Source organism: Mesorhizobium sp. B283B1A, assembly GCF_020165735.1.
GTDB classification, from domain to species: Bacteria; Pseudomonadota; Alphaproteobacteria; order Rhizobiales; family Rhizobiaceae; genus Mesorhizobium; species Mesorhizobium opportunistum.
Genome location: NZ_JAIUIQ010000002.1, coordinates 221,700 through 238,706, shown reverse-complemented (window position 1 = coordinate 238,706; position 17,007 = coordinate 221,700). Strand labels below are relative to the sequence as shown.

The window sequence follows — 17,007 nt, the reverse complement described above, 5'->3', positions numbered from 1 at the left end:
CATGGCTGCCGTCCGGGCCACCAACCCGGCAGCCAGCTGGACAGAAGCTGGTCAAGCCGCCGCGCCCCGCGCCGGCAGCTCCGTCGACTTGGTGACCCGCTTCGGATTGGTCGCGACGGTGGCTTTGCTGTTCGCCGTCTCGGGCGGCATGCTATGGCTGGTGGGCTACAATTATGACGGCCTGGTCGGCAATCCGGCGACCAAGATCCACCCGTCCACCTATGTATTGGTGCTGGCGTTTGTCTGGCGCTCATGCACGTTCGGCAATCCGGTCGGCTACACCGTCCATGTCGCCGACAGGCGGCCGGCCAGTGCATTGCTGGCAGTCATTTCGATCTTTTTGCTGATCATCGTCATCGTCAGGCAACGCCCCGGCATGGCCGGCATGATCGACACGTTCGTGACACCGGCGCTGCTGGTGATGATGCTGAGCGAGAACGACGAACGGACCTTCGCCCGGCTGCAGACGGTCGTTCATGCGGTCATGACGGCGAATGCAGTGCTGGCGCTGTTCGAATTCGCGACCAAGACGCTGATCTTCCCCTACCGGCTCGACGGCGAGGTGTTCGTCTCCGACCTGCGCTCGACCGCCCTTCAGGGGCATCCGCTGGCCAATGCCACGATCACCTCGATCTATGTGCTGGCGCTGCTTTCGGGCTCACGATCGCTGTCGATGCCGATGCGGCTCGGGCTGGTCGGGCTGCAATTCGCCGCGCTGGTCGCGTTCGGCGGGCGCTCGGCGATGGTGACGACGATTGTTCTCGGTGGCATCTATTTGCTTGTCAGTGGCGTGGCTTACCTGCGGCGAGGACGTATCAGCCTGCCGGGCGCCGCCCTGGCGGTCATGCTCGCCTCGCTGCTGCCGGTCGTGTTCGCCATGCTGTTCTCCTACGGCTTCTTCGATGCACTGCTCGAGCGCTTCGTGTCGGACAGCGGCAGCGCCAATGCCCGGGTCGAAATGTTCGAGCTCTTCAAGCATCTGGAACTGCGCGACCTGATCGTCGGGCCCGATATCGATCTCCTCGAAAGTATGCGCCGCATCAACGGCCTCGAGCAGGGCATCGAGAATCCGATCATCCGCCTGGTCCTCTACCAGGGCGCGTTCTTCACCTTGCTGATGCTGCTCGGCTTCACCCTGTTCATGCACGAGGTCGCACGCCGCTGCCATCCCGGCATCTGGCTGCCGATGCTGGGTTGGCTGATCCTGCTCAACACCTCCGAGAGCCTTGCCTCCAAGACGACGCTCATGACGAAATTCGTGGCGATCGCGCTGGTGCTGTACAGGCCGGCGTGGGCTGCGGTGGGGCGGAGCGCACCGGGGTTGCGAAGGTAGCGCCCTACGGCGCCCCCCTCTGTCCTGCCGGACATCTCCCCCTCAAGTGGGGAGATCGGATGTCGCACCGGCTTTCGCCAATCGCCTATGTTGCAAGCAACGAGCCGGCGCCAAAACTGCCAATCTCCCCACTTGAGGGGGAGATGTCCGGCAGGACAGAGGGGGGCGCCAAGGAACTCAACCGTATTTAGAAAGACGCCTACTCCGGCATCCTCAACCCAAGCGCCTCCACCATCGCCGGGTCCAGAGCGCGGGTGGTGTCGTCCATCATGCCCATGCCGTCGAAGAGGTCCCAGAAGGCCCAGGGGAAGCCGAACGCCTCGGCGCTCTGCCTGACATCGGCGATGTAGCGGGCGCGGTCGGGATTGGGTGCCGCCACATAACGCGCGTCGGTGCGCAGCGCGCCGAATTCGCCCAGGACGACACGGTCCGGTGCAATGCCATGGCTGTCGGCCCAGTCGCGCGCCTGGCTGAGATATTTGTCGATGAACCAGCGGTCGGGCCGGGCGTCGAAATAGACCTTTAGCACGCGCTCGGTTTCCGCGTAGGCGGCTTTCTTGTCCGCTTCGGAGGTCTCGGTATCCTTGGCCATGCGTGCCCTGACGGAGGCCAGCGTCGCGTGGAGCGAACCGGCAGAGGCCGGCCATGGCACATTGTTCAGCGCGCGGTAGACGGGCTCGCGCATCCAGGGCGCGCCCTGGTGGCTGAACAGATAGGGCTCGTAAAAATGAAAGGTGAACAGGATCGGCTCGAAGGCAACCAGCGGTTCGGGATCGAGCGCGGCCAGCCCGCTCACCATCGAGCCGCAGCCGCCGGTGACGACGATCGGCAAGGTCGCGGACGATGCCCTGGCCGCCGTCAGAAGGGCAAGCTGGACCTGCGACCAGACGTTGGAATCGCAGGATTGCGGCGGTTCGTTGACCGGCTCCAGCGCCACCATGCCCGGCGTGAACCGCGCGAGCCTGCCGGCAAGCTCGCCGACCAGCGCCCGATAGGCCGCGAATTCGGGCGCCGCGGTGCTGGAGACCATGCGGTCGGGGTTCCAGTAGTGGGTGGCGCCATTGGCCTGGACGTTGACGATGATGCCGAGACCGGCGTCGATTGTGGCGGTGACGGCCGCGTCGAGCATGTCCAGCAACTTGCCGCGCGTGGCGGCGTCGGCTGCCAGGAACGGGCCGGGATCGACGGGCAGGCGGATGAAATCGAGCCCGGTCTTGCGCAGCCGGCGAAGATCCTCTGGTGTCGGCACCGGCCGCTGCGATTGGAACGGCGGCCAGGCATAGTCGGTTCGCGGTGCCGGAAATTCACGCGTCAGCGCAAACCAGGGCCAGGCGTTGACGCCACGGCGAAAGCGCCATTCGCCACTGGCGGCGAGGGCGGGCGTTGCCGATGAAACCGGTGCCAGCGCCACTGCTGCCGGCGCCAGCGACAGCGCCGTCCTGAGAACCCGCCGTCGGGACCAGCCCGTCATACCGCGCCGGCCGAGGGACGGTCGATCGCGACCCTCTCGGCAGCGGTTACGCCGAGAAGCCGGTAGGCTTCATTTTCGTAGGCGACCAGGACATCTTCCCAGCGGAAGGCTTCGCGGGCGCGGGTCCTCGCTGCCTCACCGCAGGCCTTGACCAGGGTGTCGTCCTCCAGCGCCTGCTGCATCCGCTCGGCGCAGCTCTGCGTATCGTTGAAGAAGATGGCGGCGGCACCCGCGGTCCACCTGTTGTACGGATTGTCGTGGGCGATCACCATGTTGCCGGCGGCCAGTGCCTCGACCAGCGAAGGATTGGTGCCGCCGACCGTGTGGCCATGCAGGTAGGCGCGCGCGTGATACCGCAGCGCCTTCACCGTCGCCTGGTCGTAGATGGCGCCCGGCAGGACCACAGAGGCGTTCGCCGCCTTGCGGATGGCGACATGATAGGGGATTTCGTCGGAGAGCGTGCCCAGCACCACCAGCTTCATGTCGCGCTTTTGGCTGCAGAAGGCCTCGACGATCGGCAGGATGTTGTTGTCGGGCTCGATGCGCGCGATCGAGATCAGGTATTTGCCGGGCTCGAGGCCGAGCGCACGAACCGGCGCCTCCGGTGCCGCCGTCACCGGGTCGGCGCCATAGGCGATGGTGGTGATGGCACTGCGCGGCCGGCGCGTCGCCAGATGGTCTGCGATGACAGGATGGTCGGCGACCAGGCGGTGCGAGGCCCAGGCGCCGATCCACTCGTTGAGCCAGAACCATGTGCGTGCCGCCGGTCCCCATTTTGGGCGGCGCCATTCGATGCCGTCCATGTTGGTGATAATCTTGCGCCGCATCAGCCTGAGCCAGGTCAGGAAGACCGCGCCATTGTAACCGAGCACCAGGCATACGCCGGGCCGCCGGGCGGCGTCGAGCACGCATTGCCAATCGAATTCCAGCGTCGCGCGCGGTCCTTTCGAGGCGACCTGGATGTGAATGAGTTCGATGCCGCGCCAGGTTTCGGTGCGCATCCTCCGGTCGACCCGCTCGACCTCCTCCTGGCAGTAGACGCCGACCTTCCAGCCGCGCCCGGCAAGGAAAAGCGCCAGCTTCTCGGCGAAGGTTTCAAAGCCGCCATGGGCCGCGGGGATGCCGCGGGTCCCCAGGATCAGGATGGAAGGCTTTTCCGATTTCATGGCTGTTGGCGCTTTCAGAGAGGTTCTTTATATTAGCAATTGCTGCATTAATAATTAGAGACCGGCAACTTCCGTGCCATCTCATAATCTTCACGTTTGGGCAGGTGATCATCGCTCCGGGTTGTAAAAAAACAGTGTTGGACCGGTGATTGTTTCATTCTCGGTCAACCCTTCTGTGCGTAGCTGCATCGAAACGAGGCAGTGCAATGGTTGGTTGGCCGGCGGCCGGGCAGATCAAGCCAGGCATGATTTTTGCGTAGCGGTTTCTGCACGCCGTCAGTCAATGCGATGGTGCAGCACCTGGCGGGATACAAAGATGCGGATTGCCTGCGTTCATCAGGGATATGAACTCTATGGTTCAGACCGCAGCTTCGCGGAGAGCGTCGCTGCGTTGCGCGCGGCGTTTCCGTCCGCCGACATCGAAGTCGTGCTGCCGCGCAGCGGCCCGATCGTACGAATCCTCGAACCGCATGCCAGCCGCATCGTCTTCGAGCCGCTGTGGGTGCTGAGGCGCCAGGCCATCGCGCGCCTTGCCACCGTCGAGATGGCCCGACTGCCGGTTGCCGTGCTGCGGGCATGGCGGCGGCTCAGGAATTGCGATCTCACCTACGTCAACACCTCGATCGTCGCCGATTACGCGTTGGCCGCCCGCTTCCTGCCCAGCAAGGCGGTGCTGCACATCCATGAAATTCCCGAAGGCGCCATGCGTCGGATCCTCGTCGGCCTGATGCACTGGAGCCATGCCGATCTCATCTTCAACTCGCGCGCAACCCGCGCCGCATTCGGTGAGCCCAAATCCGCGCGCTCGCATGTCGTCTACAACGGCGTTGCCGGCCCGCCGGCGGCCGAAGCGATGACCTATGACGGCAAGCGCCCACTGCGGGTGCTGCTGCTTGGCCGCATCAACCGGATCAAGGGCCAGGAAGTGCTGCTCGAGGCGATCGCCTCCATGCCGGCGGAGCTCAAGTCGAGGATCGAAGTGCGGCTGGTCGGCGGCGCCTTCGAAAGCGTCGAGCGCGAGCGCGCCTTGGCCGAACTGGTCGGCAGCATGGGCCTGACCGGGCGTGTCAGCGTCCTGCCTTTCATACCGGACCCTTCGGAGCATTATCGCTGGGCCGACATCGTCACCGTGCCGTCGCGACGCCCCGAATCGCTGGGCCGTGTCGCCATCGAGGCGATGGCCTATGGCCGGCCGCCGCTGGTGTCGGCGATCGGTGGACTGGTCGAGGTGGTCAGCGACGGCGAGACTGGCTGGCATGTGCCGCCAGGCGACCCAGCGGCGCTGTCGAAGAAATTGCAGGAGATCATCCTCACTCCCGAGGCCTGGCGCGGTTTTGTCGCCGCAGGCCGCGCGCGCTACGAGGCGGTCTTCAGCGAACCGGTCGCGGCGGCCGCGATCGCGGCGATCGCCGCCGACAAGCTGAAGGCGACCATGGCAAGGCCGGGCAGGGCGGCAAGCAGTCGCCAGGCGGAGACACGATCGTGAGATTCCCGGGCCATCTGGTGCGGCGCCTCGTGCTGATGGTCGGCGGCGAGGCGATGCAGAGCGGCTTTCACTTTGCCCTTAACCTGACGCTGCTGCACATGCTGTCGGCACAAGGCTACGGCCTGTTCGCCATTGGCATGGTGATGGGCGGCGTCGGCCTGTCCTACATCAGATCGCTCACCGCCGTTCCCGCCTCGATCTGGATGAGCAAGAGCACCAACAGCGCCGGCGTCGACGCCCATGATGTCGCCTTCGGGACGGCGGCGGTGGTGGTGGCGCTTTTGATGGCCGTTGGCACCGCGATCCTGATGCGCGTGTTGGGCGATCCGAGCGGCATCGCCGCCGGCTGCTTTGTCGGCGCATGGTCGTTGCGCAGCCACATGCGCACGGCATTCTTCGCCCGTCGCCAGCAGGTGGTGGTCTCCATCAGCGACGCCGCCTTCACCATCGCCGGCACCGTCCTGACCGGGTTCACCATCTGGTTCGCCCAGGGCGCGCTGCAGACAGTGTTCTATGCTCTCGCCGCGGCGAATGTGTTTGGCATCGTCGTCCTGGTTCGGCTGGCGCGCCGCACGATCCGCATCAGCTTCCGCATGCCGACGCGGCGGCGCTATGCAAGGCTCTGGCCCCAACTGCGGTGGTCGGGTTTCAGCGCCACCACCACCAACATCCAAGGCCAATGCCTGGCGCTGTTGGTCGCCGGCATTGCCGGGCCTGCCGCCTATGCTCCGCTGGCGGCGGTGCTGGTGCTGTTTGCCCCGCTGCGCATCATCAGTCTTGCCTTCGTGAACATGACGCAGCCGGAGCTGGCGAAGCTGATGCGGAACAACGAAACGGCCCGTGTCTGGGCGCAGGCAAAAATCTGGTCGCTCGTCATGGGGCTCGGCGGCCTGGTCTATGGGTGCGCCATCATGGCGGTCTTGCCGATGATAAAATCCCAAGCCCTACAGGATGCCTCGGTGGGCTTCATCGGGCTGTTCGTGATCGCGAATTTTGTCCCGATCATGCTCTACATCATGCCCCGCATCGTGCTCGAGATCCTCGGCGATTTCCGCATCGTCGCGTTCATCACGACGGGCGGCGCGATCGTCGGGCTGGCGCTGATCGCGATCCTGCTGGCCATAGCCTCTCCGCCTTGGTCGCTGGCGGGTTCCGCGATCTCGGAGATCTTCGTGCTCGTGGCATCATGGTATTTCGTGCGTCATCGCATGTGGAACATCGAGCACCCGGACCAGCAGCGCAACAGCCGGCCGGGCACGTGGCGGCGAGCGGTTCCGTTCGCCGCGGCAAAGCGGTAGGAGATGGATTTGACAGGCGAGGCAGTGCAAATTGCTGCGGTGGACGGCCTGCCCGGCGGACAGGTCTCCCAACCTGCCGCTGTCCCTGCGAACGACGCCTACACGGCGCGATTGCACACAAGCCTCGAGGCGGTCAGGCCGCTCTGGCTGCGCTTCCAGGCGGATGGTGTCTGCACCGCCCACCAGCATTTTGCCTGGGTCGAGGGGATCGTGGCGCGGCTGATGCCGGCCGGCGCGGAGGCGCTCATCGTTGAAGTAAACAACGCGGTGACCGGCGCGCCTCTGATGCTGGTGCCGCTGATGCTGCGGCCAGCCTTCCGCCATCGGGTGATCGAGTGGCTGAGCTGCGGCGTCTGCGACTATTCGGCGCCGCTGCTGGCCGATGCGAGCGCGTGGACCGCACAATCCGCGCAGGCTGCGTGGGCGGCGGTGCGCTCCGTGCTGCCGCCGGCGGACCGCGTCCACATCACCGGAATTCCGCGGCGGATCGACGGCGTCGCCAATCCACTGGCCTTGCTCGCGGCCACGCGCGATTCCATGCAGACCACTTATGGGCTCGCCATCGACGGCGACCCGGAAACCGTCCTCAAGCGCCTGTGCAGGCCATCCTTCGTCAAGGAATTCGGCAAGGACTGGCGCCGGCTCGAACGGCTCGGCGGCCTGGAGTTTGTCGAGGCCGAGACACCCGCCCTGGTCGAGCTCATCTTCGACGGTCTGGTCCGGATGCGGCTCAACCGCTTTCGCGAAATGGGCCGTTTCGACCTGCTGACGCAGGAGCCGGTTGTCGATTTCTATCGCAAGGCCGCCCTGCGGGGCCTGTCTGACGGATCGGTGCGGCTGTTCGGGCTGCGTGTTGGCGAGGCTCTGATCGCCGCTCAATATCTGGTCGTCCATCAAGGCACTGTTCACGCTTTGCTGATAGCGATAGACCAGAATGCGGTTCCCAACGTCTCACCTGGCCTTTTGATCATGGGCAGGCTGATAGGCTGGGCGCGCGAGCGGCGGTTCGATTATTTCGATCTGTCGGTCGGCAACCAGAGCTATAAGGGACATATGGGCGCCAAGGGTTCGGTGCTGGCCGAGCTTCGCCAGGGGGTTACGATGCGTGGCAGTGTCGCGGGCGCTGCCATCGAGTTCCGCAACCGGGCCGAGGCCTTCGTGCGCTCCAACCCAAGGCTGCTCAAGGCGGCCCAGGGACTGATGCGAGGCTTGCGGCGTTTGCGTGGGGGATCCTGATAGCGAGCCGCAATGACAGGAGAAGCATGTGGCAAGCTACGCGATGCGAACGACTCCGACAGCGGATTTGCCCGATGGCTCGCCTTCCCCGACTGTCGCCGGTGCTGCTGCAACCCAGCGCTTTACGGCCCGGCTGCACACCAGCTTCGACACGGTAAGGCTGCTATGGCTGCTCGTTGAGGCGCATGGCCTGTGTACTGGCCACCAGAGCCTTGCCTGGGTGGAAGGGATCGCCAAACGGCTGATGCCCAAGGGCGCCGACCTGCTCGTCGTCGAAGTCAACGACGCCGCCACCGGCGCGCCTGTCATGCTGTTGCCGCTGATGCGGCGCCGGGCACTCGGCCACACTGTGATCGAATGGCTGAGCTGCGGCGTATGCGATTATTCGGCACCGCTGCTGGCGGACAAGAGACAATGGACCACGCAAGGTGCCGACGCAGCCTGGGCCACCATCCGCTCGGTGTTGCCGCCGGCGGACCGCATCCACATCGCGGGCATCCCGCAGCAGATCCACGGCGTCGCCAATCCGCTGGCGCTGCTTTGGGTGGCGCGCGACTCGATCCAGATCGCCTCGGGCCTCGTCCTTCACGGCGAACCGGAGACGCTGATCAAGCGCATCTGCAAATCGTCCTTCGCCAAGAATTTCCACAAGCATTGCCGCCGTTTCGAACAAATGGGCGGGCTCGCCCTGGTCGAGGCCGACACGCCGACGCTGACGCAGGAACTCTTCGACAAGCTCCTCGAACTGCGGTTGAAAAGGTTTCGCGAGCTCGGCCGTTTCGACCTCCTGACCCAGGCGCCGGTCGTCGACTTCTACCGCGACGCGGCCATGCGGGGCCTGACCGACGGATCAGTGCGAGTCTTCGGGCTGCGTGTCGGTCAAGACTATCTCGCCGTCATGTACGTGCTGATCATGAAGGGCACCATGCACGCCCTTCTGCTCGGGATCGATCAGGACGCGGTCGCCAACGCTGCGCCGGGCCTGACGATGATCGGCAAGCTGATGATGTGGGGACGTGCGCGAGGGCTCGACTATTTCGACCTGTCGGTCGGCGGCCAAGGCTATAAGCAGCATATCGGCGCGTCGAGTTCGGTGCTGGCCGAGCTATGCGTGCCGATTACGCTGCGGGGCAGGGGCTCGACGGCCTTTATCAGGCTGCGCGGGAAGACCGAGCTTTTCATCCGCTCCCGGCCAGGGCTGTTCAAGGCCGTGCAGGGCGTGATGCGCCGTTTGCGGCGGTTGAAGGACTGAAGCCAGTTCACAGCGACTCGGTATCGAAAAGCAGCATCGCCGCGAGATCGTCATCGCCGGCGAGTTTGCGCCTGTCCACGGCGCAGGCCCGGCCGATCTCGCTGGCAAAGGCGCTGCGGATGGCCTCCAGGCTGTCGAAATAAAGCGTCGCCACGATGTAGGGCACCTCGCCCTGCAGGACATTCACGATCGGCCGCCGGCTGATCTCGTAGCGTTGCAGGCCGGGAAGCTGCTTGGCCAGCGGCACGTGGATGTCGAAATAATGCCGGTCGAAGGCAGCCGGATCGGCGGGGGTTTTGTAGATGACAAGCATCTTGGCCATTGTGGTGCTCCCATTGTCTGGCGTGATCGGCGACGCGATGTTCATCGCCGCCGCACCAATGTCGTTCCATGAGAACGGATTTCGACAGCGGTCTCATGTTTTGATTCAGGCCGAGGCCCAAACCTCTTCAAAAGCCTGGCAGAATTTGACTGAGCTGCGCGAAATTGACAGGACCGTGCGTCTCCGTCATCCTTGAGGCCAGTCGCCGGGCCGCGGGAGCGGCCGTGTTGCGTGTCAGGGAGACCGAGGGCAGCGTCATGTTCAGTCCCGTCATCGGCCAGAATGCCAAGCGCGCGGCAGTGCGCAAGGCGCTCGACCGCCACAAGGTCTACATCACCGCGCAAAGCTTTTCAGACGGCGCCTACCGGGCGCGCGTGCTGGTCGATGGCGAGGCCTATTGGGTGGATGAGTTCCGCCTCGCCCAGCTGCAGCAGGGCCTGTCGCCGGCCGAGCTCGAGCTGACGCCGGCTGCTGACGATTGAGGCCAAGTGAACAATCGCGAATGGTGCAAACGTAGCGCCCTACGGCGCCCCCCTCTGTCCTGCCGGACATCTCCCCCACAAGGGGGGAGATTGGCAAATTCGCCGACCGCGCTACCCCTTCAACGTTCGACATTCGCGATGGCGGGCGTGAAGTTCGATCTCCCCCCTAGAGGGGGAGATGTCCGGCAGGACAGAGGGGGGTGTGACGGAACGCGGCGCTGGCATTTGGCTGCCGTACTTCGCTCCATGCCATGACCACGCCTCCGAAACTCAAAACCTATCGCGCCAAGCGCGAGTTCACCAAAACGCCGGAGCCCGCCGGCGGACTGATCACCGCTGACGGCAGCCGCTTTGTCGTCCACAAGCATCATGCCACCGCTGACCATTACGATCTCAGGCTCCAGGTCGGCGATGTGCTGAAGAGCTGGGCGGTGCCGCGCGGGCCCTCGCTCAACCCGGCCGATAAAAGGCTGGCGGTCGAGACCGAGGACCATCCGCTCGAATATATCGACTTCGAGGGCGTCATCCCCGAGGGCGAGTATGGCGGCGGGCCGATGATCGTCTGGGATGCCGGCACCTGGGCGCCGATGGATGATGTCGAGAAGAGCCTCGGGACAGGCGCCTTCAAGTTCCGGCTGGCCGGCGAAAAGCTCAATGGCGGCTGGATGCTGACCAGGCTGAAGCTCAAACCCGGCGAGGATGAGAACAAGAAAAACTGGCTGCTGTTCAAAGAGCGCGACCTTGCCTCCGATACCGCACTCGACATCCTGGAAGCGCGGCCGGAAAGCGTGAAATCCGGATTGCGCATCGAGGAACTGGCGGCGTCCGCGAAACCGGCGGCCAGATCCGCGCCCAAGCCCGGGTCGCTGAAGCCGGGCACGCTGCCCGGCGCGGTCAAGGCGCGGGCGCTGAGCCGCATCGAGCCGCAATTGGCGACACAGGTGCCGAAGCCGCCGGGCGGCGAAAGCCTTGCCGAGAACACAAACGAGCTCTGGCTGCACGAGATCAAGTTCGACGGCTATCGCACCATGGCGCATCTCACAGACGGAGCGGTGAGATTGATGACCCGCGCGGGCATCGATTGGACGAAGCGCTATGGCGATCTTCCGCATGCCTTTGCCAAACTGCCGTGCCGTGAGGCCATCATCGACGGCGAGATCGTCGTGCTCGATGGCCGAGGTATCAGCCGCTTCGCGCTGCTGCAGGATGCGCTGGCCGAGGGCGCCGGCAGCAAGCTGCATTTCTATGCCTTCGATCTCCTGCATCTCGACGGTTGGGACCTGACGAAGGCGCCGCTCCTTCGGCGCAAGGCGTTGCTGGCCGAATTGCTTGGCGGGCTGGGCGCCAACTCCGCCATCCAGTTCTCCGACCATGTCGAAGGTTCGGGGCAGGGGCTATACGACCAGGCTTCGGAGCTCGGGCTGGAAGGCGTGGTCTCCAAGCGGGCGACCGCGACCTATCAGAGCGGCCGCACCAAGAGCTGGACCAAGACCAAGGCGCGGCAGACCGGCGATTTCGTCATCGCCGGCTTCACCATATCCGACGCGGCCGAGGGGCTCGCCGCGCTTGGCCTTGCCGAGTTCGAGGACGGAGAGCTGCATTATCGCGGCAAGGTCGGTACCGGTTTCGATGCCGAAACCGCCGCCGACCTGCTCGCCCGGCTGGAGACGCTGACATTGGGCGCGACCGCGCCGGAAGGCGTGCCGCGCGAGATCATGCGCGAGATGAACTGGGTGAAGCCGTTGTTCTCGGCCCACATCCACTATGCCAACCGCACATCAGACAATGCGCTGCGCCACGCGGTGTTCCGGGGCCTGCGCGATGTCGGCCTGTCGACGCCGGTTTCGGCCAAGCGCAAAAGGCTGATCTCGGAGGCGGACCTCGCCACCATCTGGGTCACCAACCCGACCCGGCGGCTGTTCGGCAAGACCGGGCCGACCAAGCTCGACATCGCCGTCTACTACGCGCTGGTCGGCGACTTCATGCTGCCGCATATTCTCGGCCGCCCGGTGTCGCTGGTGCGCTGCCCGACCGGCCTGCCCAAGGACTGTTTCTTCCAGCGCCACGCCTTCACCGGTATGCCGCCTTCGGTGGCGACGTTCGAGGCGACCAATTCCGAGGGCGAGACGAAATCCTACCTCTCGGTCGAAGGCGCCAAGGGCTACCTCGCGCTGGCGCAGTTCGGCGTCGTCGAGTTCCACACCTGGGGCACGCATCGCACCAATCTCGACAGACCCGACCAGATCGTCTTCGACCTCGACCCGGGCGAGGGGATTTCTTGGCGCGAGGTGGTCGAGGCCGCCGTCCACATCAAGGGCGAACTGGAGCGGCTGGGACTGGTGCCCTTCGCCAAGACGTCGGGCGGCAACGGCATCCACATCACGGTTCCGGTGACACGCAAGCAGAACTGGAAGAAGCTGCACCAGGCAACCAGCGCCATCTCAACCTATCTGGCGGCGACTGCGCCCGACACTTTCACCACCACCATGGGCAAGGAGAACCGCAAGAAGCGCATCTTCATCGACTATCACCGCAACGCGCGCGGCCACACCTCGGCGGCCCCCTATTCGCTGCGCGCGCGCACCAACCTGCCGGCCTCGACGCCGGTGAGCTGGGGCGACCTGGAGACGATCGATGCGCCGCAGGACCTGAACTATTCGTCGCTGCCGGGGTTGTTGGAAACGTCGGGAGATCCTTGGGCGGAGATCGAGGAGTTCGCGCGGGATTTGCCGGTGTTCCAGCCGGTAAGGTAGTGCTGCTAGCTAGGAGCGCAGGTCAGAAGCGTCGCGATCCTTCACGCCCCCCTCTGGCCTGCCGGCCATCTCCCCCGCAAGGAGGGAGATCGGCAGCGTCGCCGGTAGTGCCAGTTTTTCAATGTTGGAGATTGGCGAAGGCATTCGCGACATCCAATCTCCCCCCTTGCGGGGGAGATGCCCGGCAGGGCAGAGGGGGTGCTGTCCCTCCAGCAGAGCATGGTTTCGCCCAGTCCATCGACGGTTCCGACAATTTGAATTATTCTCTCCCCAACGACCTCAAAGACGTCCCGGAAGATTTCGTCAGGGATTTGCCGGTATCGTGCGGGGTCGGTGTAGGATTTCCACGGCGCCAACCGTCCTTCGGACGGAAAGCGCTGCAGTTCTTTGTCAGTGCATGGCCGCGTAGGAGTGTATCATGGCGCCCAGGGCAAGTTGGAAGGGTTATCTCAAGCTCAGTCTGGTGAGCTGTCCGGTGCGGCTGTATCCCGCCACCAGCGCCAGCGAGCGCATCTCGTTCAATCAGCTGCACAAGAAGACCCACAACCGCATCAACATGAAGCCGGTCGATCCGGAACTCGGGCTCGTCGAGCGCTCGGACCTGGTCAAGGGTTACGAGTACGAGGACAAGCAGTACATCATCATCGACGATACCGACCTCGATGCGGTGAGGATCGAATCCAATCATACGATGAACATCGAGGCCTTTGTCGACGAGGATGAGGTCGACGTCATCTACCAGGACGCGCCGTACTATATGGCGCCCGATGGCGCGATGGCGGAGGAAACCTTCGCCGTGCTGCGCGAAGCCATGCGCAAGTCCGGCAAGCTCGCCATCGCGCGGTTGGTTCTGTCCAGCCGCGAGCGGGTGGTGACGATCGGCGCGCGCGAGAACGGCATGTTCGTGTGCACGTTGAGGAACCCGAACGAAGTGCGCGGCACGGCTGAATATTTCGGCAATATCCCGGAGGGCAAACCCGACCCGGAAATGCTCGACCTCGCCGAAGCGCTGATCAAGCAGAAGGAAACCACCTTCGATCCGAAGAATTACGAGGACCGCTACGAGATCGCCCTGATGGGCATGATCCGCGAGAAGCTCAAAGGGCACAAGCCGATCATCGCGGCCGCCCCTGAACGCGGCAATGTCATCAACCTGATGGATGCGCTGAAGGCCAGCCTTTCGCAGTCGAAGCCGCCGGCCAAGTCGAAGAGCAAGGCCGATGAAGTCGCCAAGCCGGCCGCCAAGAAGGCGGCAGCGGGCGGTGCGGCTGAAAATCCGCTGAAGGCCAATCTGCTGAAGGCGGTCGGCAAGAGCAAGAAATGACGGCACCAGCCGTTTCGGTTCCAGGCGCCGTCTTCGGCACGATCGGCGCGCTGGCGGCGTTTCCGCTCAGGCTCGCCGCGCGCGAGGTCGAGCGCCGGCACGGCCAACTCAGGCGTGGCATCACCCGGCGCACCACGCATGTCGTGTTTGGCCGCACATTTCTTGCCAGGGCCGGATTGACGAAAGGCGGCGATGCCGAGATCGAGCGCCGTGTCGCCGCCGAGCGCGTGGCTGGGCGAACGCTGATCAGCGAAAACGGCTTTCTGCGCCTGCTCGGGCTGATGACGGCGCCGGAGACGTCCTCGTTGTCCAGGCAATCGCTGATCGAGCAATCGCGGCTGTCCGGCGCCGATCTTGACCTGCTCTCGCTGTTCGATGCCTTCGAGCATGACGCGGAACCCTATTCCTTTCGCGACCTGATCCTGGCGCGCAAATATGCCGGGCTGGTGGCCGGCGGCGCGGCCTGGGGCGCGATCGCGCGCTCCGTGCACCGCTCCGGCCCGGTCGCCTCGCTGACCGCCAAGTCGCTCAATGTCGGCTCGCAGCACGGCCGGCCCGACGCCATCTATCTCGAAGGCGGCCAGAGCGAACTCGACGGGCAGTTGCTGTTCGATCTCGGCGCTGCCGCCAGTGGCGACGACACGCTGGAGGAACTGTTTTCCGAGGCCGAGGCGGCGGAGGAGGGCGGCGACCATGACGGGGCCGCCATACTATACCAGCGCTGCCTCGCCATCGACCCGACCGATGCCATTGCCGCCTTCAACCGCGCCAACTGCCTGCGCGCCGGCGGCCACGCGGCGGAGGCCGCGCATGATTACGCCCGCGCCATAAAACTCGACCCGGCCTTCGTCGAAGCCTGGTTCAACCTCGCCGGGCTGATGAGCGAGCAGGGCCGCGAGGCCTCGGCGCGAAGGCATTTGCAGAAGGCCATCGCGCTCGACAAGAATTATGCCGATCCGGTGTTCAACCTCGCCCGGCTCGAATTCGACGCCGGCAATCTGCCGGAGGCACGCCGGCTGTGGGTGCGCTATCTTGAGCTTGATGCGGTGTCGGAATGGGCTGGGGTGGCGGCCAAGGGCGTGCAGTTCGTGGATATGCAGCTGGCGCGGACGGCGGGGTGATCATGATTGGCGAAGGCCGCGATAACAGCCGATCTTCCCCCTTGTGGGGGAGATGTCCGGCAGGACAGAGAGGGACGCTGTCCCGCCGACGGATCGGCTCATGGCAGACCGTCTCGCCTTGGGGAAATTTGAAAGGCCGGCATTCCTTGGCGCCCCCCTCTGCCCTGCCGGGCATCTCCCCCACAAGGGGGGAGATTGGCAGCGTCGCCGTCGCGCTTGACCCCACCCCATGACCAGCTTCCTCTTCGACGGCGACGACACCGCCCCCATCACCATCCTGCTCGCTCATGGCGCCGGCGCGTCGATGGACTCTCCTTCCATGACCGCCACCGCCAAGGCTCTTGCCGCCGCCGGCTTCCAGGTCGCGCGCTTCGAGTTTCACTATATGGCGGCCCGCCGCTACGGCCATCGCAAGCCGCCACCGCGAGCTGAGACGGTCAACCCGGAATACATCAAGGCGATCGCCGATCTTCGCGCCAGGGGTGTGACTGGGCCGCTGATCATCGGCGGCAAGTCGATGGGCGGGCGGGTCGCCTCGATGGTCGCCGACGAGATGTTCGCCAAGGGCGAGATCGCTGGGCTGGTCTGCCTCGGCTATCCCTTCCATCCGCCTGGCAAGGCCGAGCAGTTGCGCACCAAGCATCTCATCGGGCTGAAGACGCCGACGCTGATCTTCCAGGGCACGCGCGACGAGTTCGGCACGCCGGACGAGGTGGCGGGCTATGAGCTTTCCGACAGCATCGAGGTCGTCTGGCTGGAGGATGGCGACCACGATCTGAAGCCGCGCAAGAGCATTTCGGGGTTTTCGACGGCCGATCATTTGAAGACGCTGGCGGAGACGGTGAGGGATTGGGTCGGCAGGATCGCCTCCTGACCCGCCAATGAAGATCGCCACCTTCAACATCAACAACATCAACAGCCGGCTCGAAAACCTGCTGGCGTGGCTGGCTGCCGCCAGACCCGATGTCGTCTGCCTGCAGGAGCTCAAGGCGCGCGACATGCAGTTTCCGCGCACCGCGCTTGCAGATGCCGGCTATGGCGCCGTGTGGAAGGGCGAGCCGACCTGGAACGGTGTGGCCATCCTGGCGCGGGGCGCCGAGCCGGTGCTGACCCGCGATGCCTTGCCGCGCGACGATGGGGACAAGCAGAGCCGCTACATCGAAGCGGCGGTGAACGGCATCGTCATTGCCTGCCTCTACGCGCCGAACGGCAATCCGCGGCCGGGGCCGAAATTCCAGTACAAACTCGCCTGGCACGAGCGGCTCAACGCACATGCCGAACAACTCATCGACACCGGCCTGCCTGTGGTGCTGGCCGGCGACTACAACATCGTGCCCGAGCCGCGCGACATCTACGCCACCCGCTCCTATGACGACAACGCGCTGGTGCAGCCGGAGAGCCGGGCTGCCTTTGCCGCACTTCTCGAGCAAGGCTGGATCGATGCGTTGCGCAAGAAGCACCCGAATGAGACGCTCTATACGTTCTGGGATTACCGGCGGAACCGCTGGCCGCGCGATGCGGGCCTGCGGCTGGATCACATCCTTTTGTCGAAGACACTGGCGCGCCGGTTGAAAGGGGCCGGCATCGACCGCGACGTGCGCGGCGAGGATGGCGCCAGCGACCACGCGCCGGTCTGGGTGGAGTTGAGGTGAAGCACGCGCCTTGCGGCATGACCACGCCGTCACTGCCGGCACCCATCTGTGCAGCGGCGGTGTCGCGAGCTAGGTTGCTTACTCTTGCAGCCGGGTTGTCCATGAACATCG

Annotated in this window: 15 protein-coding genes; 12 read left to right on the top strand and 3 right to left on the bottom strand. The window is 64.9% G+C overall.

Annotated features, from left to right (window positions below):
* The first annotated feature begins 1 nt into the window (after window position 1).
* Complete coding sequence (locus tag LB577_RS02565; protein ID WP_224685426.1) at window positions 2-1,333, top strand: VpsF family polysaccharide biosynthesis protein; 1,332 nt, start codon at window positions 2-4, stop codon at window positions 1,331-1,333.
* A 199-nt stretch (window positions 1,334-1,532) separates the two neighbouring features.
* On the opposite strand, the gene LB577_RS02560 is transcribed toward LB577_RS02565, so the two are convergent.
* Together LB577_RS02560 and LB577_RS02555 are read right to left on the bottom strand one after the other, a co-directional pair.
* Window positions 1,533-2,804: a glycoside hydrolase family 5 protein gene (locus LB577_RS02560; protein ID WP_224685425.1), complete on the bottom strand. Its 1,272-nt coding sequence runs from the start codon at window positions 2,802-2,804 to the stop codon at window positions 1,533-1,535.
* Window positions 2,801-3,970, bottom strand: coding sequence for a DUF1972 domain-containing protein (locus LB577_RS02555; RefSeq protein WP_224685424.1), 1,170 nt, complete (start codon window positions 3,968-3,970; stop codon window positions 2,801-2,803). The genes LB577_RS02560 and LB577_RS02555 overlap by 4 nt, the downstream gene beginning before the upstream one ends.
* A gap of 316 nt (window positions 3,971-4,286) precedes the next feature.
* Here LB577_RS02555 and LB577_RS02550 point away from each other — a divergent pair, with 316 nt between their 5' ends.
* The 4 genes from LB577_RS02550 to LB577_RS02535 are packed head-to-tail and all read left to right on the top strand — an operon-like array spanning window position 4,287 to window position 9,242.
* Window positions 4,287-5,456 carry a glycosyltransferase family 4 protein gene (locus tag LB577_RS02550; protein ID WP_224685423.1) on the top strand — a complete coding sequence of 390 codons (1,170 nt, stop codon included), beginning with the start codon at window positions 4,287-4,289 and terminating at the stop codon, window positions 5,454-5,456.
* On the top strand, window positions 5,453-6,754 hold the full coding sequence (locus tag LB577_RS02545; RefSeq protein ID WP_224685422.1) for a hypothetical protein: 1,302 nt from the start codon (window positions 5,453-5,455) through the stop codon (window positions 6,752-6,754). Before LB577_RS02550 ends, LB577_RS02545 begins: the two co-directional genes overlap by 4 nt.
* A gap of 3 nt (window positions 6,755-6,757) precedes the next feature.
* Window positions 6,758-7,990, top strand: coding sequence for a GNAT family N-acetyltransferase (locus LB577_RS02540; protein ID WP_224685421.1), 1,233 nt, complete (start codon window positions 6,758-6,760; stop codon window positions 7,988-7,990).
* Window positions 7,991-8,018: 28 nt separating this feature from the next.
* A complete protein-coding gene (locus LB577_RS02535) occupies window positions 8,019-9,242 on the top strand; it encodes a GNAT family N-acetyltransferase (protein ID WP_224685420.1) in 1,224 nt (407 codons plus the stop codon).
* A 7-nt stretch (window positions 9,243-9,249) separates the two neighbouring features.
* On the opposite strand, the gene LB577_RS02530 is transcribed toward LB577_RS02535, so the two are convergent.
* On the bottom strand, window positions 9,250-9,564 hold the full coding sequence (locus LB577_RS02530; protein ID WP_224685419.1) for an EthD family reductase: 315 nt from the start codon (window positions 9,562-9,564) through the stop codon (window positions 9,250-9,252).
* Between LB577_RS02530 and LB577_RS02525 the strand changes: the two genes are divergently transcribed.
* The 7 genes from LB577_RS02525 (at window position 9,557) to LB577_RS02495 (ending at window position 16,896) form a co-directional block, all read left to right on the top strand.
* The gene (locus tag LB577_RS02525; protein WP_224685418.1) at window positions 9,557-9,760 is read left to right on the top strand and encodes a hypothetical protein; all 204 of its coding nucleotides are present in this window, start codon (window positions 9,557-9,559) and stop codon (window positions 9,758-9,760) included. The genes LB577_RS02530 and LB577_RS02525 overlap by 8 nt on opposite strands.
* Before the next feature lie 61 nt (window positions 9,761-9,821).
* The gene (locus LB577_RS02520) at window positions 9,822-10,046 is read left to right on the top strand and encodes a hypothetical protein (protein WP_263495804.1); all 225 of its coding nucleotides are present in this window, start codon (window positions 9,822-9,824) and stop codon (window positions 10,044-10,046) included.
* A gap of 251 nt (window positions 10,047-10,297) precedes the next feature.
* A complete protein-coding gene (gene ligD / locus LB577_RS02515) occupies window positions 10,298-12,799 on the top strand; it encodes a DNA ligase D (RefSeq protein WP_224685416.1) in 2,502 nt (833 codons plus the stop codon).
* 418 nt (window positions 12,800-13,217) lie between these two features.
* Window positions 13,218-14,123, top strand: coding sequence for a Ku protein (locus tag LB577_RS02510; RefSeq protein WP_224685415.1), 906 nt, complete (start codon window positions 13,218-13,220; stop codon window positions 14,121-14,123).
* Complete coding sequence (locus LB577_RS02505; RefSeq protein ID WP_224685414.1) at window positions 14,120-15,244, top strand: tetratricopeptide repeat protein; 1,125 nt, start codon at window positions 14,120-14,122, stop codon at window positions 15,242-15,244. Before LB577_RS02510 ends, LB577_RS02505 begins: the two co-directional genes overlap by 4 nt.
* A gap of 229 nt (window positions 15,245-15,473) precedes the next feature.
* Window positions 15,474-16,118 carry an alpha/beta fold hydrolase gene (locus LB577_RS02500; RefSeq protein ID WP_224685413.1) on the top strand — a complete coding sequence of 215 codons (645 nt, stop codon included), beginning with the start codon at window positions 15,474-15,476 and terminating at the stop codon, window positions 16,116-16,118.
* Window positions 16,119-16,125: 7 nt separating this feature from the next.
* Window positions 16,126-16,896, top strand: a complete 771-nt coding sequence (locus tag LB577_RS02495; RefSeq protein ID WP_224685412.1) for an exodeoxyribonuclease III — start codon at window positions 16,126-16,128, stop codon at window positions 16,894-16,896.
* Window positions 16,897-17,007: the final 111 nt, after the last annotated feature.

What these genes read in the sequence shown, in the direction of transcription:
- LB577_RS02565 (WP_224685426.1), top strand. Translation starts at nt 2, where the DNA reads ATGGCTGCCGTCCGGGCCACCAACCCGGCAGCCAGCTGGACAGAAGCT.
- LB577_RS02560 (WP_224685425.1), bottom strand. Translation starts at nt 2,804, where the DNA reads ATGACGGGCTGGTCCCGACGGCGGGTTCTCAGGACGGCGCTGTCGCTG.
- LB577_RS02555 (WP_224685424.1), bottom strand. Translation starts at nt 3,970, where the DNA reads ATGAAATCGGAAAAGCCTTCCATCCTGATCCTGGGGACCCGCGGCATC.
- LB577_RS02550 (WP_224685423.1), top strand. Translation starts at nt 4,287, where the DNA reads ATGCGGATTGCCTGCGTTCATCAGGGATATGAACTCTATGGTTCAGAC.
- LB577_RS02540 (WP_224685421.1), top strand. Translation starts at nt 6,758, where the DNA reads ATGGATTTGACAGGCGAGGCAGTGCAAATTGCTGCGGTGGACGGCCTG.
- LB577_RS02530 (WP_224685419.1), bottom strand. Translation starts at nt 9,564, where the DNA reads ATGGCCAAGATGCTTGTCATCTACAAAACCCCCGCCGATCCGGCTGCC.
- LB577_RS02520 (WP_263495804.1), top strand. Translation starts at nt 9,822, where the DNA reads ATGTTCAGTCCCGTCATCGGCCAGAATGCCAAGCGCGCGGCAGTGCGC.
- ligD (WP_224685416.1), top strand. Translation starts at nt 10,298, where the DNA reads ATGACCACGCCTCCGAAACTCAAAACCTATCGCGCCAAGCGCGAGTTC.
- LB577_RS02510 (WP_224685415.1), top strand. Translation starts at nt 13,218, where the DNA reads ATGGCGCCCAGGGCAAGTTGGAAGGGTTATCTCAAGCTCAGTCTGGTG.
- LB577_RS02505 (WP_224685414.1), top strand. Translation starts at nt 14,120, where the DNA reads ATGACGGCACCAGCCGTTTCGGTTCCAGGCGCCGTCTTCGGCACGATC.
- LB577_RS02500 (WP_224685413.1), top strand. Translation starts at nt 15,474, where the DNA reads ATGACCAGCTTCCTCTTCGACGGCGACGACACCGCCCCCATCACCATC.
- LB577_RS02495 (WP_224685412.1), top strand. Translation starts at nt 16,126, where the DNA reads ATGAAGATCGCCACCTTCAACATCAACAACATCAACAGCCGGCTCGAA.